This is a genomic window from Mogibacterium diversum (assembly GCF_938028775.1).
GTDB lineage: Bacteria > Bacillota > Clostridia > Peptostreptococcales > Anaerovoracaceae > Mogibacterium > Mogibacterium diversum_A.
This window is the reverse complement of sequence record NZ_CALIZG010000017.1, coordinates 81,165-106,947: the sequence shown is the minus strand read 5'-3', so window position 1 is coordinate 106,947 and position 25,783 is coordinate 81,165. Positions and strand designations below refer to the sequence as shown.

Annotated in this window: 22 protein-coding genes and 1 pseudogene; 8 read left to right on the top strand and 15 right to left on the bottom strand. The window is 42.0% G+C overall.

Going from position 1 to position 25,783, the window contains the following annotated elements; genetic code table 11:
- Positions 1-73: 73 nt before the first annotated feature.
- Entirely contained in the window at positions 74-2,395 is a 2,322-nt protein-coding gene (locus Q7O90_RS04265; RefSeq protein ID WP_304127901.1) for a SulP family inorganic anion transporter, read from the bottom strand.
- 99 nt (positions 2,396-2,494) lie between these two features.
- On the opposite strand from Q7O90_RS04265, the gene Q7O90_RS04260 reads away from it, so the two are divergent.
- The gene (locus Q7O90_RS04260; RefSeq protein WP_304127898.1) at positions 2,495-3,466 is read left to right on the top strand and encodes an aldo/keto reductase; all 972 of its coding nucleotides are present in this window, start codon (positions 2,495-2,497) and stop codon (positions 3,464-3,466) included.
- Between the two features lie 89 nt (positions 3,467-3,555).
- Positions 3,556-4,422 carry a nitroreductase family protein gene (locus Q7O90_RS04255; protein WP_304127896.1) on the top strand — a complete coding sequence of 289 codons (867 nt, stop codon included), beginning with the start codon at positions 3,556-3,558 and terminating at the stop codon, positions 4,420-4,422.
- Between the two features lie 88 nt (positions 4,423-4,510).
- Here the strand turns inward: Q7O90_RS04255 and Q7O90_RS04250 are convergent, their stop codons facing one another.
- From Q7O90_RS04250 to Q7O90_RS04235, 4 genes are read right to left on the bottom strand one after another with little or no spacing between them, the layout of a single operon-like run.
- Positions 4,511-4,996 carry an NUDIX hydrolase gene (locus Q7O90_RS04250; RefSeq protein WP_304127894.1) on the bottom strand — a complete coding sequence of 162 codons (486 nt, stop codon included), beginning with the start codon at positions 4,994-4,996 and terminating at the stop codon, positions 4,511-4,513.
- Positions 4,996-6,852: an ABC transporter ATP-binding protein gene (locus Q7O90_RS04245; RefSeq protein WP_304127892.1), complete on the bottom strand. Its 1,857-nt coding sequence runs from the start codon at positions 6,850-6,852 to the stop codon at positions 4,996-4,998. Before Q7O90_RS04245 ends, Q7O90_RS04250 begins: the two co-directional genes overlap by 1 nt.
- Positions 6,852-9,155, bottom strand: coding sequence for an ABC transporter ATP-binding protein (locus tag Q7O90_RS04240; RefSeq protein WP_304127890.1), 2,304 nt, complete (start codon positions 9,153-9,155; stop codon positions 6,852-6,854). The genes Q7O90_RS04245 and Q7O90_RS04240 overlap by 1 nt, the downstream gene beginning before the upstream one ends.
- A gap of 25 nt (positions 9,156-9,180) precedes the next feature.
- A complete protein-coding gene (locus Q7O90_RS04235) occupies positions 9,181-9,681 on the bottom strand; it encodes a MarR family winged helix-turn-helix transcriptional regulator (protein WP_304127888.1) in 501 nt (166 codons plus the stop codon).
- Between the two features lie 313 nt (positions 9,682-9,994).
- Here Q7O90_RS04235 and Q7O90_RS04230 point away from each other — a divergent pair.
- Together Q7O90_RS04230 and Q7O90_RS04225 are read left to right on the top strand one after the other, a co-directional pair.
- A pseudogene (locus Q7O90_RS04230) lies at positions 9,995-11,071 on the top strand (YeeE/YedE family protein).
- A 122-nt stretch (positions 11,072-11,193) separates the two neighbouring features.
- Positions 11,194-11,694 carry a hypothetical protein gene (locus Q7O90_RS04225; protein WP_304127885.1) on the top strand — a complete coding sequence of 167 codons (501 nt, stop codon included), beginning with the start codon at positions 11,194-11,196 and terminating at the stop codon, positions 11,692-11,694.
- A 129-nt stretch (positions 11,695-11,823) separates the two neighbouring features.
- Here Q7O90_RS04225 and Q7O90_RS04220 read toward each other — a convergent pair whose 3' ends face one another.
- From Q7O90_RS04220 to Q7O90_RS04205, 4 genes are all read right to left on the bottom strand, one after another.
- Positions 11,824-12,279: a rhodanese-like domain-containing protein gene (locus Q7O90_RS04220; RefSeq protein WP_304127881.1), complete on the bottom strand. Its 456-nt coding sequence runs from the start codon at positions 12,277-12,279 to the stop codon at positions 11,824-11,826.
- A 110-nt stretch (positions 12,280-12,389) separates the two neighbouring features.
- Positions 12,390-13,166, bottom strand: a complete 777-nt coding sequence (locus Q7O90_RS04215) for a hypothetical protein (RefSeq protein WP_304127878.1) — start codon at positions 13,164-13,166, stop codon at positions 12,390-12,392.
- A 23-nt stretch (positions 13,167-13,189) separates the two neighbouring features.
- On the bottom strand, positions 13,190-15,133 hold the full coding sequence (locus Q7O90_RS04210) for a hypothetical protein (RefSeq protein WP_304127875.1): 1,944 nt from the start codon (positions 15,131-15,133) through the stop codon (positions 13,190-13,192).
- A gap of 221 nt (positions 15,134-15,354) precedes the next feature.
- Positions 15,355-15,891 carry a TIGR00730 family Rossman fold protein gene (locus Q7O90_RS04205; protein ID WP_304127872.1) on the bottom strand — a complete coding sequence of 179 codons (537 nt, stop codon included), beginning with the start codon at positions 15,889-15,891 and terminating at the stop codon, positions 15,355-15,357.
- 218 nt (positions 15,892-16,109) lie between these two features.
- On the opposite strand from Q7O90_RS04205, the gene Q7O90_RS04200 reads away from it, so the two are divergent.
- From Q7O90_RS04200 to Q7O90_RS04190, 3 genes are read left to right on the top strand one after another with little or no spacing between them, the layout of a single operon-like run.
- A complete protein-coding gene (locus tag Q7O90_RS04200; protein ID WP_304127869.1) occupies positions 16,110-16,688 on the top strand; it encodes a TlpA family protein disulfide reductase in 579 nt (192 codons plus the stop codon).
- A gap of 23 nt (positions 16,689-16,711) precedes the next feature.
- Positions 16,712-16,858 (top strand): CD1871A family CXXC motif-containing protein, encoded by a 147-nt coding sequence (locus Q7O90_RS04195; protein WP_304127865.1) that lies wholly within the window; start codon positions 16,712-16,714, stop codon positions 16,856-16,858.
- A gap of 8 nt (positions 16,859-16,866) precedes the next feature.
- Positions 16,867-17,751, top strand: a complete 885-nt coding sequence (locus tag Q7O90_RS04190) for a 4Fe-4S binding protein (RefSeq protein ID WP_304127862.1) — start codon at positions 16,867-16,869, stop codon at positions 17,749-17,751.
- Between the two features lie 116 nt (positions 17,752-17,867).
- Here the strand turns inward: Q7O90_RS04190 and Q7O90_RS04185 are convergent, their stop codons facing one another.
- From Q7O90_RS04185 to Q7O90_RS04170, 4 genes are read right to left on the bottom strand one after another with little or no spacing between them, the layout of a single operon-like run.
- On the bottom strand, positions 17,868-18,737 hold the full coding sequence (locus tag Q7O90_RS04185; RefSeq protein WP_304127860.1) for a nucleotidyl transferase AbiEii/AbiGii toxin family protein: 870 nt from the start codon (positions 18,735-18,737) through the stop codon (positions 17,868-17,870).
- Positions 18,721-19,326, bottom strand: a complete 606-nt coding sequence (locus Q7O90_RS04180) for a type IV toxin-antitoxin system AbiEi family antitoxin domain-containing protein (RefSeq protein ID WP_304127857.1) — start codon at positions 19,324-19,326, stop codon at positions 18,721-18,723. The genes Q7O90_RS04185 and Q7O90_RS04180 overlap by 17 nt, the downstream gene beginning before the upstream one ends.
- Positions 19,327-19,377: 51 nt before the next feature.
- Positions 19,378-19,899, bottom strand: a complete 522-nt coding sequence (locus Q7O90_RS04175) for a methylated-DNA--[protein]-cysteine S-methyltransferase (protein WP_330667043.1) — start codon at positions 19,897-19,899, stop codon at positions 19,378-19,380.
- A gap of 12 nt (positions 19,900-19,911) precedes the next feature.
- On the bottom strand, positions 19,912-20,607 hold the full coding sequence (locus Q7O90_RS04170; RefSeq protein WP_304127855.1) for a hypothetical protein: 696 nt from the start codon (positions 20,605-20,607) through the stop codon (positions 19,912-19,914).
- Positions 20,608-20,911: 304 nt separating this feature from the next.
- On the opposite strand from Q7O90_RS04170, the gene Q7O90_RS04165 reads away from it, so the two are divergent.
- The gene (locus Q7O90_RS04165) at positions 20,912-21,937 is read left to right on the top strand and encodes a sugar-transfer associated ATP-grasp domain-containing protein (RefSeq protein WP_304127853.1); all 1,026 of its coding nucleotides are present in this window, start codon (positions 20,912-20,914) and stop codon (positions 21,935-21,937) included.
- An 89-nt stretch (positions 21,938-22,026) separates the two neighbouring features.
- Here Q7O90_RS04165 and Q7O90_RS04160 read toward each other — a convergent pair whose 3' ends face one another.
- Together Q7O90_RS04160 and Q7O90_RS04155 are read right to left on the bottom strand one after the other, a co-directional pair.
- Entirely contained in the window at positions 22,027-22,719 is a 693-nt protein-coding gene (locus tag Q7O90_RS04160) for a hypothetical protein (protein WP_304127850.1), read from the bottom strand.
- Entirely contained in the window at positions 22,716-25,625 is a 2,910-nt protein-coding gene (locus Q7O90_RS04155) for an FMN-binding protein (RefSeq protein WP_304127847.1), read from the bottom strand. The genes Q7O90_RS04160 and Q7O90_RS04155 overlap by 4 nt, the downstream gene beginning before the upstream one ends.
- Between the last annotated feature and the right edge of the window lie 158 nt (positions 25,626-25,783).

The following is a 25,783-nucleotide window of genomic DNA, read 5'->3' as shown; positions in this document are numbered from 1 at the left end:
TTAGTAATATGCAGCCTAATTGCTTCTTTATGTACATCGTCTCGACGCACTTACCTTGATGGACAAGCTATCATCATTTCTTTCTATGAAAATAATCTTTTACACCATCAACTATATGTTCAATCTCATCAAGCCCCGGAAACAAATGCTTATCATGAATCTGAACCCGAACCTTATCTCGGAGTTTGTCCTTATCTTCTCCCTCTCGGCGAATCTTCATGATTCTCTCCCAGATTTCAGGATAATCAGTCTTCAGGATTTCTCTGTGCCTAGCTCTCTCTTCTGCAAAAGCATTATATGCATCAGGGAATCTACTTCTAAATTGTTCTTCACGGACAATTCTCGTCCTGATGATTTCATCGAGTTCCTCGGAATTTCTATCGTTAATCTGCATGTCAAGCTTTGCGTGATATAACAGAATCTTCTCGCGTACTCGTTGAAATTTTTCGAGATTTATCTTGCCGAGTTCGAGAAGATGCGCAAGTTGGAATTCAAGGAAATCTAAGAATTTCTCCTCGTCAATCTCACTCCAGTTACTGCCAAGCGCATTACGCTCAGCCTCGCGAATCATATCCTCATCTACTCTTTCAAGACTAATAAGTTTATCTGCGAGCGAATTAGCAACCTCTTCCATCCTAGCTTCTGCTTGATCACCATATGCCCATTCAAACTCAGCAATCTGAGAGCTTCCAGCCGAGCCATTGATGGATATATAACAGACATCGCCCTCGCAATCACCTAGTTCATATGGCTTGTTTATTCCCACCGACTTTAGAGCTTGATAAATATGCGGAACTATAGCGTAGTCTTTGAACATCTGCTCCGCTCCGAAAGCACGCAGTTGATCATTTAAATTTCCAGAGTGCTCGGTAAGAAAGAGCTTTATGCCACGCTCTTTATATTTTTTATATAAAATCATCAACCGATCTACAGCTGTGACATCGATGCTCGTGATGCCACTGGCATCAATGATTACGGCTTTCATGTCGTCGGTTACTAAATCATCAATTTCATCTTTAATCGTATTCGCATTAGCAAAGAACAACGCTCCTCCGAATCTGTATATGAGAACTCCTTTAATCTCGCGAGTACCTGTAGTCCTGTCGACGGGATAGAACTGATCTTTCTCAGGAATATACCCGAGTCTACTTCTAGGGGGATTGGATGCTCTGATGATTACTGTCACAAAGGAGAGGATAATTCCGATAAGCACGCCATATATCGTTCCAAATATTAAGACTGTGAACATAACCACATAGAATATCTTCCACTCGGTTCTATCAACCTTGCGCAACTTAGCGGCGAGGTCAAATTCAGTGCTGCTGATGAGTGCAGAAATTACTATTGCAGTGAGAACCGGTACTGGAAGCATATGTATAAAACTTGTACCGAAGATTAGAATTATCATCATCGTAGCTGCCGCAGATATCGACATCACCTGTGACTTCACGCCGAACTGATCAGCTATGTTGCTCCTCGAAACACTTCCATTTACAGGGCAGCAGCCAACGAGACCACCAGCTAGATTACTCATCGCGTAGGCGAGAATCTCCCTGTTATTATCGATTTTATCATCGTACTTAAGTGCGAAGTTATTGGTTGCAAGAAGAGTCTCAGCGATGATTACGATTGCTATGATAAGCGTTTGAAGCATCATAGTTCTAACATTTCCATGAACCAGCGAAATGTCAGGGATAGCCAGAGGCGGCAGCCCTGCCTTCACCTCCGGAAGCATTTTAACTCCGTATTGTCCAAGGTCCATAGCATAGTTCAGCCCCGCCCCAACGAACATCATAACTGCACTCATTGGTACCGCTGGGATAAATTTCTTAGATCCCAAGATTATGATGATCGTACCGAGCCCAAGCACAAGTGACGGAATTTGGACTCCAGCACTCGCTGTTTTGTAAATGTGTATTAGGAGTTCGTGGAGTTCTCCTCTGCCTGAATCACCGCCATACAGCTTAGGGATCTGCATCAATATAATCGTGCAGCAGATACCCGTTATGAAGCCTCCCATTACCGGTGATGAGATGAATTTCACCAGCCTACCGAGTCCGACTAAGCGTGCTATCAGTATCCAGGCAGCAGTAAAAAGTGTTATTACAGGGATTATCCTCACTGCATCTTGCGATTGATATGCAATGCCCATCGAATATAGCATGCCACCAACAAGTGCAGCTGGCGCAGCATCAACCCCGAAAACGAATCTCGGAGAACTCGTTATCAATCCGTACACCAATATAGGGAGCAGTGATCCATATAGACCATAAATTGGCGGAAGCCCTGCAACTAATGCATACCCGATGGAAATCGGAATGGATACTAGCGCAACGATGATTCCGGCAGGAATATCTTTTTTTAAAAAATGTAAATCATACCCTTTTAGCGACATCTATCTCCCCTATTTCGTACGTCACTTTGTAGCAAAACGTACACCCTCATCATAAACTTTAGTGTGTATTATACATCAGTTGCGTGTTAAAATTATGATATGAATAGAAATAGATTAGGATTATCGGGTATAGAGGTTTCAGCTGTAGGTATGGGAACGCTTACGATGGGTTTCTCGCAAAAGAATCTTTCCACCGACGAAGGTGCTCGCATCATCGTGCATGCGGTAAAGAGCGGTATTAACTTTCTTGATACTGCGCAGTATTATGACACCTATAGATATCTTAGACCTGCGCTAGATACAATTAAATCAGATGAAAACTTAGATATTCCGGTTGTCTGTAGCAAGACTCTCGAAATTGACTACGAGAGTGCATCAGCTGCAGTCGACGAATGCCTTTCTGAACTTAATCTCGAGAAGATAGATATTTTCCTACTTCACGAAGTTCGAGGAGTTGTCGACCTTCATGAGAGAAGTGAGGCTTGGAGGGCGCTTAGGGACAAAAAAACCTCCGGCTTAATTAGGGCGATTGGAATATCGACGCATCATGTTGATGCATGCCTTGAAGCGGCGAACTTAGACTCGTGTGATGTGGTATTCCCACTGATAAACAAAGCTGGCATGGGGATCAGAGACGGGGAGGGTCCTGGTACACGATATGATATGGCGGAAGCGATAAAGCTCTGTTCAAATCATGGCGTTGGAGTATTCACCATGAAGGCTTTCGGTGGAGGAAATATCATTGAGGATTATGTAGAATGTCTGGATTACGTAACTTCACTCGAGGGTGTAGATGCTGTGATGATTGGCATGGGAAGTCTGGATGAAGTCGACACTGCAGTCAGTTACTTTGAAGGAAATCTCGGCAGCGATTACAGACCCGATATCAGCAAGAAACGCATGATGGTAGACCAGAGTGACTGCGAGGGCTGCGGAGCATGTAAGGCCCGCTGCGTCAGTCAAGCTATATCCTGGAATGATAGTGGTCTAGCCGAAATCAGCGTTGAAAAGTGCGTGCGATGTGGCTATTGCGCACCCGTTTGCCCTGTCAGAGCTATCGTTTTTTTATAGTTTTTAAGAAATATATTGATTATCCGTCTTGTACTAATTGTGCAAAATTGATATTATGTTCTTATGTATGGACTTGAAAGGAGAACTTTATGGAATACCTAAGATATTATGATGAGATTGTTTCTCGCCGCCAGTCGTGCCGCGATTTCGCAGATACAGTAGTTGATGCTGCTTCAGTTGAGGAAATTAAAGCTTATAAAGAAGTAGTGCCAAAGCTACTTCCTGAGATTTCTACCGAGATTCATTTCTTCGGTGGCGATGTGGTGGATTTCCTAGGAAGCAGCGTAGGATATAACGGCTTTACTGTAAAGGCACCTAACTACTTAGCGCTTTACTCAGAGGAAGCACCTCATTATCTAGAGAATGCAGGATTTATCGCACAGGGTCTAACACTTAAGCTCACACAGCTTGGATTCGATGCTTGCTGGCTAACTGTAAACGATGCAGAAGCAGCTAAGGGCGCACTCGGCGTTGATACAGATAAGACTCTTGCAGTATTTATCGCATTTGGACACGGCAACAAGGCTAAAAAGGACGTTCGTCTCGATATCAAGAGCCCATCCAACGTTACGATGGTATCTTGCGAGAAGAAGGTTGCACCTAAGATTAGCATGCAGGACCTTCTATCTTACAAGGTATACGGAGAGCCAGTTAACATGGAGCTTCTGTACACTGAGCTTGAAGATGCACTGCTATCAATTGCTGTTGCACAGTCATTCTTCAATCGTCAGCCATACAGAGTAATCGTTGATGACGATATCGTATCGCTAATTGGTCTAGATGACGAGCTCACAACTGCTGAAGACCAGCTTCTCAACTACGGAATTGCGATGTTTAATTTCTATGCTGTTCTTGACTCGACCAGAGCTGGTGTAAAGATGTGGAGTTTCGACGAGGCAGGTAGAGATCTAAAGCTTCCTGAAAACGCACATTACATCGCAAAGATCAGAATCTAATTTATCTTAGCACAATCATGAATAGATAATAAAAGACCTAGGATTTGGAAAATTCCACTTCCTAGGTCTTTGGTATTTCTATTAACTTTTATAGTACTTTCCCATCAAGGACCACTTCTATCAGTTCATCTTTATCGTTATAAACTAGCTTAAGCGAAAAGAAATCATCTCGCTCACTTAGGAGTCTGAGAAATATCTTATCTCCTTCCCACAGCTCGAGGTCTAGTAACTTATCTTTAGACACCCACTCAAGTACACCTTCATCGCAAGGAATCGGTTCCCCTTTAAATCCAGTCGCCGTAAAGAGGTGCATGTACTCGATCATCTCTTTTTCACCGCTTCCGTAGATAAAGGTAACTATGCCTCGAAACTTGTAGTCTGTAAGCGTGTAACCCGTCTCTTCACGTACTTCACGAAGTAGGCAGTCATCGGGACTCTCTCTATTTTCGAAATGGCCTCCTACACCAATCCATTTATTATGGTTGATATCATTTGCTTTGATGATGCGATGTAGCATAAGATACTTATCATTATTTTCTATATAACACAGTGTGCTAAGTCTTGCCCTACCCATTACGATGCCTCCACTTCGTCAAACTGAGAGTTATAGAGATCAGCATATGTACCGCCCTGTGCGAGCAGTTCATCGTGAGTTCCTTGCTCTATTATATCACCGTGGTTCATCACGAGTATAAGATCAGCATCTCTGATAGTCGATAATCTGTGAGCGATTACAAATGTCGTGCGTCCCTTCATCAGATTATCCATAGCCTCTTGAATTCTGACCTCTGTTCTCGTGTCTACCGATGAAGTCGCCTCGTCGAGAATTAACAGCTTGCGATCTGCCAAAATCGCTCTCGCAATTGTAAGGAGCTGCTTCTGCCCTTCGGAGATATTGGTCGCATCTTCGTTTAGAACCATGTCATATCCACCAGGCAGAGTCTTTATAAATCGATCTGCTCTTGCCGCTTTGGCCGCCGCAATAACCTCTTCATCTGTAGCATTCTGATTTCCGTATCTTATGTTTTCCATAATCGTGTCGGAATATAACCACGTGTCCTGAAGTACCATGGCGATGTTGTTCCTAAGCCCGTGACGGCTCATACTGCGGATATCTACACCGTCAATTTTAATCGCACCTGCATTTACATCGTAGAAGCGCATAAGCAGCTTGACGATAGTCGTCTTGCCTGCACCAGTTGGTCCAACTATAGCTATCTTCTGACCTGGCTTAACGTTCGCACTAAAATCCTTGATTATAACCTTCTCTGGATCATATCCGAATTTCACATGTTCAAACTCAACAAATCCTTGAACATCGATTTGAGATGCACTATTCTCTAGGTCAGGAGACTCCTCCTCTTCTGCCAGAAACTCAAATACTCGCTCTCCTGCAGCACCCATAGACTGTACCTGATTCATAACCTGAGCGACTTGCGATAGTGGCTGAGTGAGCGTGCGAACATACTGGATGAACGCCTGGATATCTCCTATTCCAATCACATTCTTAATAGCCAGCATTGCACCAGATATCGCTACACCAGCGTATCCGAGGTTTCCTACGAACATCATAACTGGCAGCATGACGCCTGATATAAACTGCGACTTCCAAGCGGATTCATAGAGAACTTCATTCGTTTCGTTGAAGGTCTTCTCCATCGATGCTTCTTTGTTAAACGCCTTGATTACCAGCTGCCCTGCAAAGTTTTCTTCTATCTGCCCGTTGATATTTCCGAGGTACTCCTGCTGCGTTTTAAAATATTTCTGCGACATCTTGATGATGAAACCGAGTAACACGATAGAAATTGGAATTGTAGTAGCAGCAATTAAAGTCATAATTGGCGATATGGTTAGCATCATAACTATTACACCGATAATAGTGGCTATAGATGTAATAATCGTGGTTATGCTCTGATTGAGTCCCGTTCCGAGAGTGTCAACGTCATTCGTAATTCTGGACAGTATGTCGCCATATTGATGACTCTCAAAATACTTCATCGGCATGCGATTTATCTTCTCCGAGATGTCACGACGCATCTTGTACACTATTTTCTGTGTTATACCAGTCATAATCCAGCCCTCAATGAAACTGAATATGGCACTAAGCGCGTAGAGGAAAGCTGTAAGAGCTAGAATCTTACCAATAGCAGCAAAATCAATAGTTCCTGTACCTTTAATCTTGTACATTAATCCTTCTGCGAGCACAGTAGTCGCACGACCCATTACTTTCGGTCCAGCTACCTGAAATACAGTACCTGCAATCGCAAAGAATATCACCACTATAAATGCATATTTGTAATTTCCACTATACTTCAATATCTGCTTCATCGACTTACCAAAATTTTTTGGTTTCTCGGTTGCTGCCCCTACTCCTGGTCCATGGCCTTTCTGCTTTTCTGGAGCTGGTTTCTTATTCTTATCGTCTGTCATTATTCCACCTCCAATTCGCTCTTAGATAACTGCGACTCAGCAATCTGTCTATATACTTCGCAATTCTTGAGAAGCTCTCTATGCCTACCCTTTCCGACGATTTTACCGTCATCAAGCACTATAATCTGCTCAGCATCCATAATCGTTCCAACGCGTTGGGCAACGATTATTTTAGTCGCATCTTTTTCGTATTTTGTTAGCACTCTCCGGAGTTTTGCATCAGTCTTCATATCTAGAGCTGAGAAGCTATCGTCAAATACCATAATCTTAGGATTCTTGGCAATCGCTCTCGCTATCGAAAGTCTCTGTTTCTGTCCACCCGATACATTAGAACCGCCCTGAGCGATATTGCTTTCAAATTTATCTTCTTTCTCCTCGATAAACTCGAGTGCCTGCGCGATTTCCGCAGCTTCATGCACCTCTTCAGGTGTAGCATCTTCATTTCCAAATCTTATATTTGAATCAATCGTTCCTGAGAACAGTACGCCCTTCTGAGGCACGAAGCCTATCTGTTTTCTAAGTGATTTCATACTTATATCTCTTATATCGACTCCATCAAGCTTGATGCTTCCAGCAGTTACATCAAAGAATCTAGGAATCAGATTGACTATCGTACTCTTACCCGCGCCTGTACTTCCGATAATCGCCGTAGTTTCACCAGGCTCCGCAGTGAACGATATATCTGATATTACATCCTCTTCAGCATTTGCATATCTAAATGAGACGTTATCAAATTCGAGTCTACCAGTACTTTCGTTAATCTCGATTGCATTCGCACTGTCTAGCACTGATGATTCCGACATGATAACCTCATCAATTCGGCTAGCAGCTACACCAGCTCTTGGTATTAGGATTGACATTACTGTCAGAATCATAAATGACATTACAATCATCATAGAGTACGTTAGAAATGCCGTCATAGAGCCTACCTGCATGTCCCCAGTATCAATTCTGTGCGAAGCAACCCACACTATGGCTACCCCAAGGAAATTCATAAGTAGCATCAGCAGAGGCTGCATAAATGTCATGACTCTATTCGTAAATAGCTGTGTACTCTTAAGTTCATTGTTCGCCTTGTCAAAACGCTTCTCAGCAAAACTCTCTCTGCCAAATGCACGAATTACTGAAATGCCGGTTAGTATCGATCGAGAAACGCTATTTAGAGAGTCCACGAGTTCCTGCATGATGCGAAATTTTGGCAATGCGATAATCATCAGAATTACGACAAGAATCACTACTGCTAATACTCCCAATGCAATGACATAGCTCATATGAGCACCCGTCTGAACCACTTTAAAGATTCCCCATACTGCGAGCACAGGCGCATAGAGAACCATTCGAAGCATTATGGTCAGAGTCATCTGAACCTGCTGTACATCATTAGTCGCCCTAGTAATCAGAGAAGATGTCTGGAAACTATCCATCTCAGCATTCGAGAAGCTCATAACCTTCTCGAATACTTCCTTCCTAAGCGTCATACCTATCTTCGCTCCCACCTTGGAAGATATGTAGGATGCGATTACTGCAGCGGCAATCATCAGCAGTGTAACGAACATCATCTTGAATGCGGTATTCCATAGATACGATTTCTGCACTTTGTCTATATTTACCCCAGCCGATTTAGCCGCGTTCGTCGCATAAGCAATACCCATCGACTTGAGAGTCCTATCACCCACTGAAGAGAGCGTCTTATCCATCTCTTCCTTAGGCTTGCTGATTGTCGATTTATCCATGTGACCGCTGGCTATTCTTGCCTGAATCATTGGGCGCATATCCACATAAGTATGCATCTTGCCATTCTGATCCTTCGCTCTAAATGACTTGATATCAGCATTCATGAGAGCTGCAATCTCGGAAACCGACATATCATCTATGCGGTCAGCAAGCGCTTCTGTCTCTGCTCTCGAAGTTAACTGCTCCTTGACAGTATTCTTAAACTGTTTAACAGTCATGTGTCCGAGCTGATAGCTCAATACGATTGGCTTAAGCAGTTTATTATCAAGCTTCTCAAGTTTTTTCTCATCTTTAACCTTAAGAGTATACGTATCTCCCATCTTCTTGTACGAAGATGCCCAGATTTCTTTCTCATCATCGGTCATGAATATCTGGGCCTCGCTATATTCATCTGCAGTAACCTTGCTAGGCAATATATGCTCGATACCCTTATTCTGAATTCCCGTGTCAATCAGCTTCTGCATATAGCTAGGTATCGAAATGTCTCCAAACGCCTGAACTACAAGCACAGCAAGGAGTATCACTATAGATAGCTTATACGGCTTTAAATTTTTAAAAAGCTTTGTCATCTGCTACCTTTCCTTTCTTCCACTATTATATGTCTACTTTCGATAGTGCCACATTAAGTTCCTCTTCAGAGATTTCTGTTATCAGTGTTATCAATTCTATAAGCTTTACGACATTTTCCTCGCCAAATCTTTCAAAGACTATATCTAAATATGCATCAAGCCTTTGTTTATAACCCTTTATCTTATCTGCCCCATCTTTTGTAATAAAAACCAGCGTATTCCTTCTATCACTAGGGTCAATTCGTCTCTCAATGATTCCCTTATCTTCAAGACTTGATAGCATCCTTGATACTCCAGGCATAGTCATATGAATAGATTTGGCTAATTCAGATACCTTTACACCTTTAGTTTCATTAGTATTAATATCAAATCCTTCTGTAAAGTTAGCGCACTTCCCGAACTCACAATCTAGCAGCGCATTTATAAGCATGTGCTCACTTGGATTAAGCTCTGGTACAAGCTTCAAGAAATTAACCTTGTGAAAGCTATGCACCTTGTGAAGAAAATTCAATTGGTATTCTTTCATCTAATTCTCCATTTCAATTTATTATCAAAATAGTTTAAATTCAGCATATTATTTATCTGTGTTAATAATTAACATTGTTAACTATTTCTAATGTTAATGATTATATTCTTATCCTCCGCGCTAGTCAATATTTTTTAGTTAATACTGTCCTCTTATTTCCTCATCATCCGCGTATCACAATGGTTACACGTATTTTAATGCATTGATAATCTCTATTTAGAATAATTATGTATTGATTATCCGTATACATATTTTAAGGCTTTGCATAAAGAAATATAATTATTAATTGGAATTCATATAAAAGGAGGCTGTTTTGCTACTTAATATATCCGGTTTGTTTATAGGCTTGCTGTTCGGCTTTCTACTCAAGCGCGGACGATTCTGTCCTACTGGAACGATACGAGATATTTATCTTGAGAAGAATTACTATAACGCAGTTCTTATCCTAGCAATAATCGCCACCGAAGGTTTGCTATATCACATGCTAGTAGGCAGCATGACTATACCGTCACCATTCTTTGGCTGTTACTCTATGGTTGCAGTTCCTATAGGTGGATTCATCTTCGGAATCGGAGCGGTGCTCACCAATGGCTGCGTTACGAGTACTCTCGTCAAGGTCGGAGACGGGCGAATCATCGGAATATTATCGCTTATAGTTTTTGCAACGACTGAATTTTTTACTAACAAGTGGATTTTTAAGCCATTTACGCAGAAGGTTATGGGGCTACAGGAGGTATACGACATAGATTTGTTCGATATGCCCTTCTCTCCGATACTAATATTTGCGCCAGTGGCAGTGCTACTATATATCCTAATGTTTCGTCATTACAGAGCGCACAAGCCCAAATACAAGCTGCCGCAAACCTACACAGGTCTGCGCCACGTCTTCTGCGAGAAGATTTGGAGTCGCGAGATAACTGTAATACTGATCGGAGTGCTGATGGCTGCTGCATTCTACTTCAGCAACCTCACTGGTAGAAATGGCGGAATCTCAATTTCAGACCCGGTATTATCGTGGTTCAACATGATAACAGGCACTCATTCAGAACCCATCGGATGAGTTGTCTATAACAGAACCGACGGTGTCGGTTGGGATAACTTAGTGATCTTAGGAATAATCCTAGGTTCATTCTTCACCGCTTTCACTAGCAAAGAATTTTCAATAGTCAAGACAGATAAGAGAATCGTAATAAGAACTGTAATTGGAAGCATGCTCATGGGAATAGGTGCTATATGGGCAAAGGGCTGCCTTATCGGTAACGGTTTGGTCGCAACTTCCCAGCTTGCGACAAGAGCCTGGCTGGCACTGCTATTCATCGCACTTGGAATCTGGTTTGGCGCGTGGTTTATGTACGTACGTGGATCCAAGAGCTCAATCATGAAGTTCTAGACTTCGACAAGCAGGATAACAAATCGTGGAAGCTCACCGTCAAAAAGTAACATACGTGGAATTAGAAACGAAAAGTAAAATTTTTAAAAAAATGGGAATAGGGAAATAGGATTAATTTATCGATGAACAGAATAAAACAAATGAGTCTCATGCAAAAGGCGCTCGGGCTACTGCTTGTAATAGCCGTTGCTGCACTAATAGTTGCTGTGAGTTTAAACATGAGCGGAAGTTCAAAGTCTAGTAAGGATAAGAAAGCAAAAACGAAAAATGAAAAACAGATAGAGGCATCATCAGACAGCTGTAGCACTGGATCAGACGATTCTGCAGCGGCTTCATCCGAAACGAGCAAGGGAAGCGATGACAAGAAGGATAAGAAGGATGACAAGACCAAGAAAGATGCGTCAAGTAGCAAGAGTTCTTCCTCTTCATCAGGATCAAGCTCATCCTCATCTCATTCGTCTTCAGGCTCGAGCAGTTCTTCTGGTTCAGCATCGCACTCTCAGCCGCAGCAACCTGCTGCCAAGAGAACGAGAACTGTGTATATAACTAGAGCAGGTCGCTACTACTCAACTGGGCAGATTGCAGCTGCAAGGCAGGCATGGTTATCACAGGGTAACACATGAGATGGTCGTTACAACATCGTAGGTGTTGAACAGGAAGAATATTAGACAATAGTATTACTGCAATAGAACAGCAAGGGCGTAAACCCTCGCTGTTATTGTTTTATAGAATATTGCCTGTACGGCATAGGCTTAGTTGCTCTCACCTTCTTGGAGGTCTTTGTACTCCTCCTCTACTATAACCTTGCCCTTCCATACCTTGAGTCCATTAAACTCATATACGTTGGTATATCCCTGCTTCACAAGACGCTTTGCAACCCTCTTGCTCAGACCACCGTAATCGCAGTAAAGTAGGATTTTCTGATTCTTATCAGGGAGTTCCTTTACTTCCCCCTTATCGAAGTCTTCATACCATACAGGAATGGACTTCGGAATATGACCCATTCCCCAGGCAACCTTGCCTCGTACATCGATGATTTTAGCGTCATCCGTTTCAGCATTTTCAACGAATTTAGCTGCCTCCTTACCAGAGATATGCGTATATCCGTCCTTATTCTTCTTGTCATCTGCACCCTTCTTAGTGCAGCCGGCTAGTAGTGCAGTACTTATAGCCAGAATCATAATAATCGGTAATATCTTTCTCTTCATCTTTTCACCTATTCCCAGTGACCTTCTGAAACAACCACGGTTTCAGTCCATGCAGGTACTTTTACAGTCTTAGTCCCCCAGACCGGATTGTAGTACACATGGTTCCCATCTCAAGGATTTGGTTTATGAGCTTGCCATGCTGAAAGATTTGGGAATGATCTTCCGCATTGACATACATAGCTAACAATATATCGTTTCTCTTTAGTAGTTTCTGGATGCGTTATAGTCTTAGTAACTGCAGGTACCCAGCGTTTTTTCTTGCCACCATCGCTACTGCTCTGGCTAGTTGTGCTTGTACTCGATGAGCTGCTTTTTGTAGAACCACTGCTAGATAAACTCTTTTGCTTAGACAGCTTTTCGCTAGTCTCATTTTCCTTTTCGATTAGATTTGTCGTCGCACTTACGTCAAACGACGTACCACTTTTCTCTGCAATCTTCTGACCGATTTCATTGGTTAGCAGAGTAAGATCACTGTCACTCTTTACCTTATTGAACTTCCTCTCATATGACTTCAGAATTTTACGTGCTTCTTCAGCTTTGCTCCCATCCATTGCATCAATCTGCTCTTTCAGAAGCCTTTTACAAGCCTTTATTTTATCCTCTCTAGTTGAGATAGACTTAATCTGAGACTTAAAATCCTTTAGTAGTTTTTTGATAGATTTATCATCTTTAGCCTTATCAATTTCTTTCGAGAATTCCTTCTTAAGGTCTTTGACTATTGGTTGCTCCTCTACCATGTATGATTCTATCTTAATGCCATTGACTGTTTCAAGCGCTTGTTTTCTTGTCTGTTCAGTGCAGCCTGATAAAATCACTGATAGAGAAACAGCTATTATTATCACCAAAGAAAGCTTTTTTAACATAAATAGCTTATTAATCTCTCTCATATTCCTTTCCAGTATCTTCCCCTCTAATTCTCCTTACGTCTCTTAAGTAAAATAGATAGTGAGGATATTGATGAAATTAATAGCACAGCATACAGAGCGTAATTTCCTGTGTCACCAGTCTTTACAACTCTACCTGCTCTTACCTTAGCAGTCTTGCCATATGTAACATCGCTCCTACGAGCTGTAGAGTTAGAAACTCTCGGTGCGCTACTATTTGAACTTGCATTATTTACAGCACTATTGTTGCTATGCACTGCTGCAGGCTTAATTGTAAACGTAATCGAAGATGACTTTGTGTCGGCATCGAAGTATGCAGTAAGTGTGTGTCTACCAGCAGATAGTCTGTCCACAAAACTCTTATTAAGTCTAATAACTGTACTTCCCTTAGTGACAGTGTAGTCAGAATCCTCGAGCCTTTCGTTATCAACTTCCACTCCGCTGAAGTTTTCAAAGCTCTTGTCCACTGAAGAGGTAGACTTAAATACAGCCTTTACATCAACGTCATCACCCTTCTCAAATGATAATCCGTCACCTTCAGTTGCTACATACTGAACGCTGCTATCTGATACGTACTGAACCACTATCGGATATACGGACAGGGAATTCATATTGAACTTGATTTTATTACCAGTCTGAGTGAACGATAGTGGCTTTAGCTTGCCATTGCTGTCTATGTATGAAACCTTTCCCACATTTTTACCAGACTGAACTTCAGTAGTGTAATTAAAGAACTGACCTTCAGCAAGCATGAGACGTGAACGCTCAGTTCTAGCCATATTGATAGAGTGAATATCTATTACGTCAAAATCTCCCTTTAGACCTTTTGCAACAGCCTTATCGAGAAGCTTTTCATTCATAGTGTATCTTACGCTATCGTTATACTGTTCGAACCATCTTGGTAAAATTCTGCTGTTGAAGTTTAGTCCTTCTACTTTAGTCTTTCCACTTACGCTTGTTAGTGCATCAAGATACTTCTTCTCAATCTGACCATCTTTGTCAAAAAGTATGATAGTATCCTTGTTTGTGCAGCTGAGATGGTTATACGCAAGCTTGTCAGCACCACGCTCTGAGTGGTCTTTAACAGTTAGCGGAAACGTATACATGCCGAGCTGCTCACTCTCAACACTTACTGTGTATACATCATCTTCCATGAGTTCAACTTCAACTGTGCTGTCCTTGATTGGAACTCTAATTGTCTCGAACGGGCTTGTCAGAACTAGGGTTGAATTAGTTCCCTCCCAGTCAAAACTATCGTCACTCGGTAGATAGTTTCTGCCAACTTTCTCCATATAGAAGAGCTGTAGATCAATCTTTACGCGATTTGCCTTTGTAGCATCCGTAATCGGTGTAGCCCTCTTCTCTAGGACGAATGATGTGATTTTTTCATCTTGTCCTGGATGGCTCGTTGTAATTGGAGTTCTGTCATTATATACGACACTTCCAGTTTCCTTGATAATTATGTATGCGTTATTTTTGAAGTTATACTCTTTATCCTGTGCAAAAATGATGTAATGATGCTCCTTGATTAATTCAACATCTGGAAACACACCGTTAGATGAAGTAACTTCCTTTTCAAATCTCTGAAGTGTTGCATTCCAAACCTTGAACTTAATTGGTTTAGTTAGCGCTTTACCTGTTGCCTTGTCAATTACAGGCATGTTCCTAAGTGTTGCCTTCTCCGTCTTATATAGAAGTGCAAAATCCGACTCCTTATAAGGACCAGTCTTGGAAGGCTCTGCTGCACGGAATCCTGATCCGTGTCTTGGGTTAGCTGGCTGTGATACGCTACTTGTAGCCGGTGTAGCATCACCCTTTTCAGCTTTGGCCTCGGTTGAAACACTTGCAGTTTCTGTTTTTTCAGTAGCTGCAGAATCGTCTGCAAAGGCAAGTAATGGTGCTGTCGATAGTATCATCGATAGCGCTAGGACCTTTACTAGACTTCTTGAGCTCTTGCTCTTGAACTTCATAGTTCCTCCTTTTATATTTTATGTTTTGGGGAATAACATTCCTTATTATTCTAGCTAGTCTATCAAAATTCTAACAATTGCTTATATCTATACTTCTGCCATTTGTATAGATAATCCTTATAATGAATTACATGTAAATTTGTGCACCAAAAACCCTGCAAGCATGAATTCCATCACTTGCAGGGTTTTCTCATAAGCAATATTATCTTCCCTTATTACTTTTATTCCTCGCCTAGCGCAGCCTTAATCTCATCCAGATTGCTCGCAAAGACAACCTTATCTAGATCTTCAGCTGGCAGGAAGTCGGCAACTACCATCTCCTCAAGCAGCTTTCTTAGAGGCTCATAAAAGCCTTCGATATTGTATAAAATGCAAGGCTTCTCAGTTCTGTTTAGTCTTCTTAGCGAGATTATCTCTGAAATCTCTTCGAGTGTGCCAGGCCCACCTGGGAGTGCAATAAAAGCATCACCAAGATTGATCATACGAGTCTTGCGCTCTGGCATAGACTTTACGATCTCAAGTGTGTAGAGGCCCTCGTGTCCCTTCTCCTGGTCGAGCAGAAACTCTGGGATGATACCGTAGACCTTGGCGCCGCCTTCTAAAACTGTATTTGCAACGGTTCCCATGAGTCCTACATTTCCGCCGCCGTACACGAGGCTGTGTCCACCTTCTACAATCCAGTTTCCGAGCTCAATTGCTTTATCCTTAAACACGGACTTCTCACCGAATCGAGATCCGCAGTAAACTGTAATATTCATATCCTTATTCTCCTTTTCCATATCGTAACATTTTAGTATCGCTACCTCTTCGGTCAATATATCGCATTCATCAATATTTTTGATAGTGCACAATTTAAATTAAGATTTTTATAATGATTAATTTCGTCACTTAGATGTTATACTAAACCCATATCGTAAGATTATAATACATTATGTTTTTGTTTAATTGCGATAAATAAGGAATATTGGGGAATATTATGAAGAAAAAACTACACATTAAACGGTTTACACTGCTTGCGGCATTTTTGCTAGCACTCGCAATATCATTCACAGGCTGCGGTAAGGATAGTTCAAATTCAGAATCAAAAGGCTCTCATGGTCCAAAGGCAAGCCTTAAAAGCTTTGAAACCACTACACTTGACGGTGAAAAATTCACACAGGATAATCTGAAGGATTACGACCTCACCGTGGTTAACGTGTGGTCGACGACTTGTGGCTACTGCATCGATGAGATGCCTGCACTTGAGAAGCTCAAGAATCAGCTTCCTTCAAACGTACAGTTTGTATCTATTTGTCTCGACGGAGAAGCTTCACCAGATACAGCAAAAGAGATTCTCTCTAAGCAAGGATTAACGGCAAAGACGCTAGTTCCAAGCGATTCTTTGAACGAAGGACTTCTTCAGTACGTAAGCGGCACTCCTACCACCGTGTTCTTTGATAAGAATGGAAAGCAAATCGGTGATCCAAAGGTTGGAGCGTTCTCAACACATGATACTGATGCGATTACAGAACTCTATATGAACGAAGTAAATTCTCGTCTTAAGAAATTGTCATAGGCAGGGATTATCAGGAATAGATTATGTCTAAGAAGTATAAAAGGTTGATACCGGCTGCGCTCATCGCGGCTGGTATCGTTATGTTAATAATAGGTGTCGGTAGAGGTGAGATAATGACGGTCTTCAGCAAGGCTGCCACCGTCTGTCTCGAATGCATAGGCATCGGATAGGAGGCGCCATGAAGACTAACAACCCGAGGCGTCATCTAGTGCAGCTCATAGCGACGTTCATGACCAATCCTCACGTCTCGAATTTCACCGACGGTACAATATACAAAGGAAAGAGTAAAAGTTTCTGCTCACCTGGCCTAAACTGTTATTCTTGCCCGGCAGCCGGCGCAGCGTGCCCTATCGGAGCACTGCAGTCGGTCGAAAACGGTAACAAATACCACATCTCATACTACGTGATGGGTTTTTTGCTTATTACTGGAGCATTTCTCGGTAGGTTCGTCTGCGGATTTTTGTGCCCGTTTGGATTCTTTCAGGACTTGCTCTACAAGATCAGAGTGAAGAAGCGAAGGATACCTGCGAAGATGGATAAAGCGCTCAGATATCTCAAATATGTTATACTTGCGGTATTCGTATTTGCACTTCCGATTGCAATATCAAATGATTTTGGGATCGGAGAGCCGTTCTTCTGCAAGTACATCTGTCCAGCTGGCACTATCGAGGCCGGCATACCTCTCCTCATTAAGAACGAATCTCTGCGAACCATGATGGGCATCTTGTTCGACTGGAAGATGATTCTTCTGATTATCACTGTCATACTTTCGACGATGATCTACAGACCTTTCTGTAAATACATATGCCCTCTAGGCGCGATATATTCGTTTTTTAACCGCTTTAGCGTACTTCAGATGGAAGTGGATAGAGGTACATGTATTAACTGCATGAAATGCGAAATCCATTGCGATATGCAGGTCAAGGTTCTAGATAACATCAACAGCGCTGAATGTATTCGCTGTGGCAAGTGCAGGAGCATATGTCCTACAAGCGCTATCAACTGGACGGTAGGTGGAAAAGTAATTCTAAAATCAAACGAAAACAGCAGGCAAAGAGCGTAGCTCTGCCTGCTATTATTGTTAATCTATCAGGGGATAATCCTATTGATTAGTATTAACCAAAATATCAATATTGATTATAGCTCCTTTGTGCTAATTTGTATTTTCAGATTAAATCGCTATTTTAAGTCCGTTAAGCCTTCTGTGATTTGCTTAAAAAACTCTGTACTCCACATATCCATTTTTGAAGGTTCTTTTATAAATGGAATAACATCTTCTTTGGCTTGTTTATAATCTATATTCTCAAACCTATCATTCAACAATTTTTTAATATCATTTATTTCGCAAACTTCATTCTCTCTAATAACTCCTGACTCTATAAGTCTAGCTCTTAAATGTGTCATATTGACTTTGGTTTCTCTGCCTAAATAAAACACATAATCGTAAAGATCTCTTCCTTTAATTCTGTTTTTCCACTTTCTACATATAACTGCATGTATTTTCCCAGCAAACAACGAAGCTTCATCATATATATTGACTTCATATGGTGCAGGAAGTAATCGATACTTCTTTTCGAAAAACGCTCCTTTAGGTGGATCTGTATCAATTTCAAACTTTATCTTAATTAATTCATTTCCATGAAAATGATTTAACATACCAGAATCATCATAAAAAATGAGAAGATGCTCCCTAGTATTACCTTTTAAAAATGCTGACTTTATTGCCGAATCAGTCGTCTTAACTTTCTGTTCTACGGATAATTTAAGCCCATAAGCAGCGGCTTCATTTTCAATTGCTGCAAACCATTTTGATAAGTCAAACTTCTCATCTTTTTCTATGAGCGAAAAATCTAAATCTTCTGAGAACCTATCTAACCCATAAAAAACTCTCAGAGCGGTACCACCATAAAATGCAGCTTTCTTAAAAAAACCGCCACGGCTAAGTCCACTTAAAGTAATCTCCTGAATAATCTCTTTAAGAGCGTTAACCCTATCATAATCGGAGTTCAATTCATATTTTGCAAGCATCTGTTCAATCACGTTTTTCATTTTTCATCGTCCTTCTCTTAACCAGCCTATACAAAAGACTCACATTCGTTGAATGATATGCTTCTGAAATTTCACGAAGATCATTCTCATCCAACCTAATTACTTCATCCATATCAATTCTAAGATCATCAACAAGTACGGTCTCTAGTTCTTTTTGATTAGAAATAGGTTTCATTGAATAAAGCTTATCGCTCAAAGCTTTTTCTTTCGTTGCAATTTGGAATGAGTAATCACCTTCATTCTTAATAATTATTCCTATTGGATATGCTTTAACTGGAACATCTCTGTATATAAAGTTGCCAAATTCAGTTTCATATATACGCTTTTTCTTTTTATTATATGTTGCACATGTCACTGTATGAACAATTTCTGGAATCATTCCGTAATATGAAAGAGCAAAATCAAACGACAAATAGGATGGACCATAGATGCTTCCAGCCAAAAGATACCCTGCCGTATTAGGATCTGTTTCGTAAAGCCCCCTGATAACAGGCGTGTACACGCCTTCCTTAACTAATCTTCCAAGTTTTGTCTTAGGGTTTCTGTAATCATGTAACTCATGAATAATCATATTGTATGTTTTTATCATATCTACACCTCATAGTATCATAATATGATACTATGAGGTGAAATACAAGTATTATATCCTTAAATTATGCCCTTCGAAATCAACCCCCTCATGGTGAAGCAGATAAACCTTCTTATCCATGCCTCCTGCGTAGCCCGTGAGTTTTCCGTCCTTTCCAACCACCCGGTGACAAGGTACAATGATTGAAAACTCATTGCTACCGACTGCGCCTCCCACAGCCTGAGCTGACATGCGCTCTTTGCCAAGTCTTATCATGACTTCCCTTGCGATTTCACCATATGTGCTAAGCTCGCCATAAGGAATCTTGAGCATTATCTCTGATACGGTCTTTCTGAATTCTGACCCCTGCAGCTTTAGCTTCGGAGTAAAGCTTGGAACATTTCCTGCAAAGTATTCGTCAAGCCAGCAAACTGCATCGCTTATATGTTTATTATCATGGAGATTCTCGATTGCTTCGATATCTAAAGAGGCCTCTGCTATCCGCTCTTCATCGAACCATACACCGAGAAGGCTCTCTTCATCAGCGCAAAGCTTCATAACACCCATCGGTGAGTCGTAATAATACACGTACATAGTAGCACTCCTTTAATTATATGGATTTATCAGCTTTGGATTATTTCCGATATGATCCCTAATAACTTTGACGTCTTCTGGCGAAAGCGGTATATCGTAGCTCACAGCGATGACCAGCCAAGTATAGCAGTAGTCATCAACATTCGTCTCTGGCAGCCAATCGCTCGATCCCTTATCTGACTTATCGCGATTTACCGCCCCATCTACATCTACTCCAACACGCACATCTGTCGCGTACTGATGCTTCTTAGAATGACTCCATTTGGCGCCCCCATGCTTATTCACATAGTTAAGCGGAATGATATGGTCGAAATTGCTGTCATCAAGAGAGAGTTCATCGCCCGTATATGGGTCTATATAATCGCCATCCTTGTAGTGCTTACTCGTCACAAATGCGAACTTTCTCAGCGAATACTTTCTGCCTTTATACTCGATTTTCTTATATGGCTCTGTATAGGAGTCCCTGTCATAATCAGCGTATTCATCTGGCGAAGCCACCCTCACTTCATCGAGTAGCTGCTCTACACTCTTTTCCTTTAGCGGCTTTACTTTGCTGCCTGAGCTACCTGACCCCCCTATATCTATCCCCATCTGATTAAGGACGAAAACAGCCGCAGCGATCACTAATGTCGCAACCATTTTCTCCATCTTCTTATTCACTCTACTATATCCCCTGTATCCTTGTCCCGGGTATCTCTGTCTAGTCATATCTCCTAAGCCCTTTTCATCTATCTATTATGTTGTAAAGTCATGATGCCCACGACTCTCGCAGTGCTGCTATCGATTGCAGTGCCGTTATCAATTTCTTTTAACTGCATAATCTTATTAACTGCATAATCTTATTAACTTCTTTATCTTAAATTCAATATGCTTATGATACCATAGACCGATAGGCATTGGACATTTTGCGGTTCATGAATTTGCCCAATAAACATTTGATTTATAACTATTACCTGATATAAAATATTAAAGATAAACTAAAAATTTACGATTTATGAAACGAGGAATTTATATGGGCGAAAGCAAACTAAAGTACGGACTAAGAGTACTAAAGAATGCGAGCTTCAAGAAGTTCACAGACTGTGTCAACGAAGCACACAGAATCTCTGGGAAGAACAAGCTTGCGTGCGCAATGGACATCGTACACTGCATGAGAAAATTCGATGCTGGTTATTATGATTATGTGATTTTCCAGTTCTGGGACAAAACCGATGCAGAGAGAGACACTTATCTCACGAGATTCAGAAGCAAGAAGCTTGTATCTCAGATGAATGACCCTGCTTACGCACATTTCTTTGATAACAAGGATGAATTTAATGAGAAGTTCAAGGAATACATCGGTCGTGACTTCATCGAACTCGAGACTGCGACTAAGGACGAGGTAGAGGCGTATTTCAACAGAAAAGACAAGGTTTTCTGCAAGATGAAGGATCTCGAATGCGGCATAGGCTGCGAGAGACTTGTTACTTCTGACTTTGAGAATTTCGACGCATTCTATTCATATATCAAGGAAAAGGGATTTGGTACTCTCGAGGGTGTAATTGAGAATCATCCTGATCTCGACAAGGTATATTCCGGCAGTGCCAATACGATGCGTATGATCACGATTATCGGTGATGACGGCAAGCCACACCTTATTTACGCAGTACAGAAGTTCGGTATCAATGGCAGAGTTGTAGATAACTACGGAGTTCATGGACCAGTTGACCTAGAGACTGGTGAGTTCCTATTCCCTGCACACTCTGGGGATACTAAGGCTGAGGGACTATACACTGAGCATCCTAACACACATGAGAAGCTAGTAGGTTTTAAGACACCTCTTTTCAAGGAGGCCAAGGAAATGATTCTTAAAGCAGCTATGGAGGTTCCACAGATCAGATACGTTGGATGGGACGTCGCTGTTACTCCTACTGGGCCTGCTATCATCGAGGGCAACGTGTACTGCGCTCACGATTTCTGGCAGCTACCAGGGCAGACTCCTGGCAATATAGGCATCATGCCTACGCTTAAGGAACTTGTGCCTAGTTACAAGTATTAATAATATGAAACATCACAGGGCTGGTCTCAAATGAGACCAGCCCCTGTTTGATACTTTATTTTATGTATAGACTATGAAAGCTATCGTATTTATGCTGTAGCCGCCTTGAGCTTTCTGCTCTTTAGCGCTGCCTTTCTGAGCCTTAGTACTACGTAACTACCGTAAATCAATGTATAAACAACTATTCCGGTTATATGAGACTTCACATCTGCCGAGTACAGCACCATTATATGTACATAGATTCCGATGAAAAACGGATATGCCATGCGCTGAATCTTTTTCCAAGTCTTACCACTCATCTTGCGACGAACCACCTTAAATGAGGTGATGAAGAGAGGAATAAGCATAGCTAGCAGGCACAGAGTGATTGATGATGCGATTAGCTCTCTAGTAGGCATAGCCTTTGGATTTGTAAACAGCATCGGGAAGTAATGAACTCCGAAAACCACGTTGTGGCTTAATGTTAGCAAGCTTCCGATGATAGAAATCTCTCCGCGCACACTCATCAGCTTACGAGAGAGCTTGTTGTGCTTAGTGATTACACCAAGGTACATAACTACCATAAATGTAGCCGTAGTGAATATACCTCTAACGAACATGTCCATAAAGTACACGTTAAACCACTCTGGGAACTTTTGAACATAACCGTAGTTGTAATATAGAACTACCGCTCCGCACCATACGTATATGCCTAGATAAAAAGCCCCTGGGTGCTTCTTAATTGCATCTGCTGTCAGAATATAGAATATGACAGTCACTGCGATTCCAAATATTAAGTTCACGATACCGTCCTTTCCGTCTCAGCCGCAGCAGAGTTTTCTGCTACTACCTTGCTCTCTGCTGGCTTCTGTATATCTTCTCTCTTGTTAGCCTTTCCGCTATCTCTAGTCTCTACGCTAGAATTTCCAGAGATCGCAGCAGTTACTGCACTTCTCGTGCTAGTTGTTCCACTCGTAACGGCTGATGTTGTCGCACTAGAAACCGGTGTTTTAACATTCACCATAACGAATGCCTTGCTCTTCTTGTCGATTCCATCAACTGAGAACTCGAGCACCGCCTTGGTCATGCCCTTCTTTGACAGGTCAGGCTTCTGTAATAGTTTAACCTTCACAGAACCGTCCGCTGGGATGTTGCTGAACTTAGCCTTGTAATCTTCGAGTGTAGGTGCTTTTCCATCTACGTCGATAGGTTTTGCATTTACTCTCTGCGGTGTAAATGATGTTCCGCCATCCTCGTCATCATCCGCGATTCCGTCGTGGTCTTTATCTCTATAAATCCAGTACTTGTATTCTCTAACTAGAAGTTTGCCGTTCTTCTTAGCTTTAAACTTCATAGTTACTGTCTTAAACATTCCGTCATCGCCATCCCAGTTGTCGTCATCCACGACTGGTGTGCCAGTGATTGTTGTTCCGTCAAAGGATAGACCCTTAGGCAGCCCCTCGATCGAAGCTACCATCTCTGCATCCTTGTCGAGGCTTGTAACTGTAGCTGGCTTAATTGGAACACCCTGTGTCCACTTAGGCCTGCCTGGCTCATCGAGTACTGTCTCGATTACCTTGCTGTCTACCTTAACCTCTGGGAGATTCTCAGTAGGTTCTGGGTTTTCAGTATTTCCACTATTATTCTCTACGAGCTGCTTATCTGCTTCTGTACCAGATAGCTTGAACGTTACGAACAGCGCCTGCGGTGCATTAGGATTCTCATCCTTAACCACTGCATATCTTACCTTTTTGCTGACAGGTGTCTGATCCGCTGTGTACTCGTAGCGGTGACCTTCCTTGGATACTAGGCGCACCTTTACATTCTCAAACTCAAACGAAGTAGGTGCATCGATAACCTGCTGATCATCGATCTTGTTGCTATCTATAGAGTCCTTATTTAAGGTATCAGCCTTATACCACTTTGATCCGTCCTTGCTGTACTCGAGTCCAATGATGTAGTCCTTGCTATAGCGACCAACGAGGATTCTGAAGTTATCGTATGAGAGCGACTGCTTATGAATAACCTTTGCCTTGATGACCTTCTTATCACCGTAAGCCTTGAGGTCGCTACCGTTCTCGATTGCATTTCCGTCCTCATCTGTGATGCTGAATCCGTTTGCTTCAAAATCATTCCATGCTACTTCCGATTCTGTTCCGTCTCGCTTAACGACCTTAACCTTAAGATTCGAGAAGTCGACTGGGCTACCTGTATTTACTTCTACCGCTTTCGACTTAGGAGATACAATTGAAATCTCCTTAATCCCAGAGTTAGTCATGTAATCGTTTGCTGATTTGTTGCTAGCTTCCTTGGTAGCAGCCGAAATTCCACTCGCACTAATCGTTGCACCACTCACGCTATCGAACATCTTTTTGCCCTCATAGCGGTCGTTCATGTAAGCCTTTACAGCGCGCGACATGAGCGTTAGGTCAGACACTGTGTTATTTCCAGATAGACCATTTAGCATGCCGACATACTTATCGCCAAGGAGCTCCTTGACCTTAGCTTTAGGATCAGCGCTCTTCCTTATAGCTTCAAAGTACTCACGGTATAATCCCAGCTTCGCGATATTCCAGCGACCGTCCTTACCCTGCAGGAACGGTATCACGTTCTCCGCCTGGCTTCTAAATGGTCCCATGTCATCGCGGTAATCGTCACCTACGCCGACCCTTAGAGACGATATCTCGCCATCCTTTACCGTAATATAAGTCTTGATTCCACCTGGATTGAGATATCCGATACCGATTCCAGTATAGTCTCCATCCTTTAGCTTATCTCCTGGATAATGCTTACGAAGCGCTGCATCTACATATGCAGGATCTCCTGTCTCAGGGTTAACCGCTGGAGATACATTGTCCTCGCTTGGCTTATTATCCGGCGCAGCAGGTGTGTTTGTGCTACTGCTGGTGTTAGCAACACTAGTCTTGCCTGCACCTGAAAGTGCATTTCTCACGGCATCGATAATACCGCGGCTAGAGTATGTAGCACCAGAAACAGTATCCACGCTCTTGCCTGGACTTCCGAGCAATCTACCGATTACCGCCTTTGCACGATTAAAGAATGGGGCATCATCACTATTTGAAAGTATTTCAACATTAGTAATATTACCGCCAGAAACGGTTACGCGAACTCTTATCGGACCATTGTAGCCCTGACCCGAACCAGTGTACACACCGTCGTTCAGGTTAGCACTTCCGATTGAAAAAGTTCCTGCTGCATTACCCTTTCTTCCCTTCGCAGATCTAGCATCTTTCTTGACTGGCGTTACCTTCGCCTGTTGCTTCGATCCAGCCTTGCTTAGAGCATCAGCAACTGCCTTCTTAATCGCATTCGAAGAGATAGTCGCTCCTGAAACAGAGTCAACATTTACATTGCCACTGCTCAGTATCTTGCCTATGACAGCTTTCGCCCTGTTAAAATACTCTGGCGTTTCTGTCTGGGATACAACCTTGATATCTGTCAGCTTTCCACCCTTAACGGTGATGCGAACAGTAAGGGGTCCACCGTAACCGGTTGCAGTACCCTCGTATTCTCCATCCTTAAGACCTTCAGTGGAAACCTCTGACCCAATTGCCTGAGCTTCCTTGGCAGCCTTCTCTTTGGCAGCATTGTTCTTCTCTACGACCGTAACAGCCGAATAAGCCATAGCGGCGGTAACAGCCACAGCTACGACAAAGGACAACACTCCCTTGAAACCATTTGTCTTCATCTTTCCTCCTATGAATGAGTATGAAAATTTTAAATAAGTTAGATATATTTTACAAAAGTTAGTTAAATTGAACTAATGTATATTGTATTTTAATGCAAATTGCACAAACATGCAATATTTTTTTGAACCAATAATTTTACTTATTTAAGGATATTTAT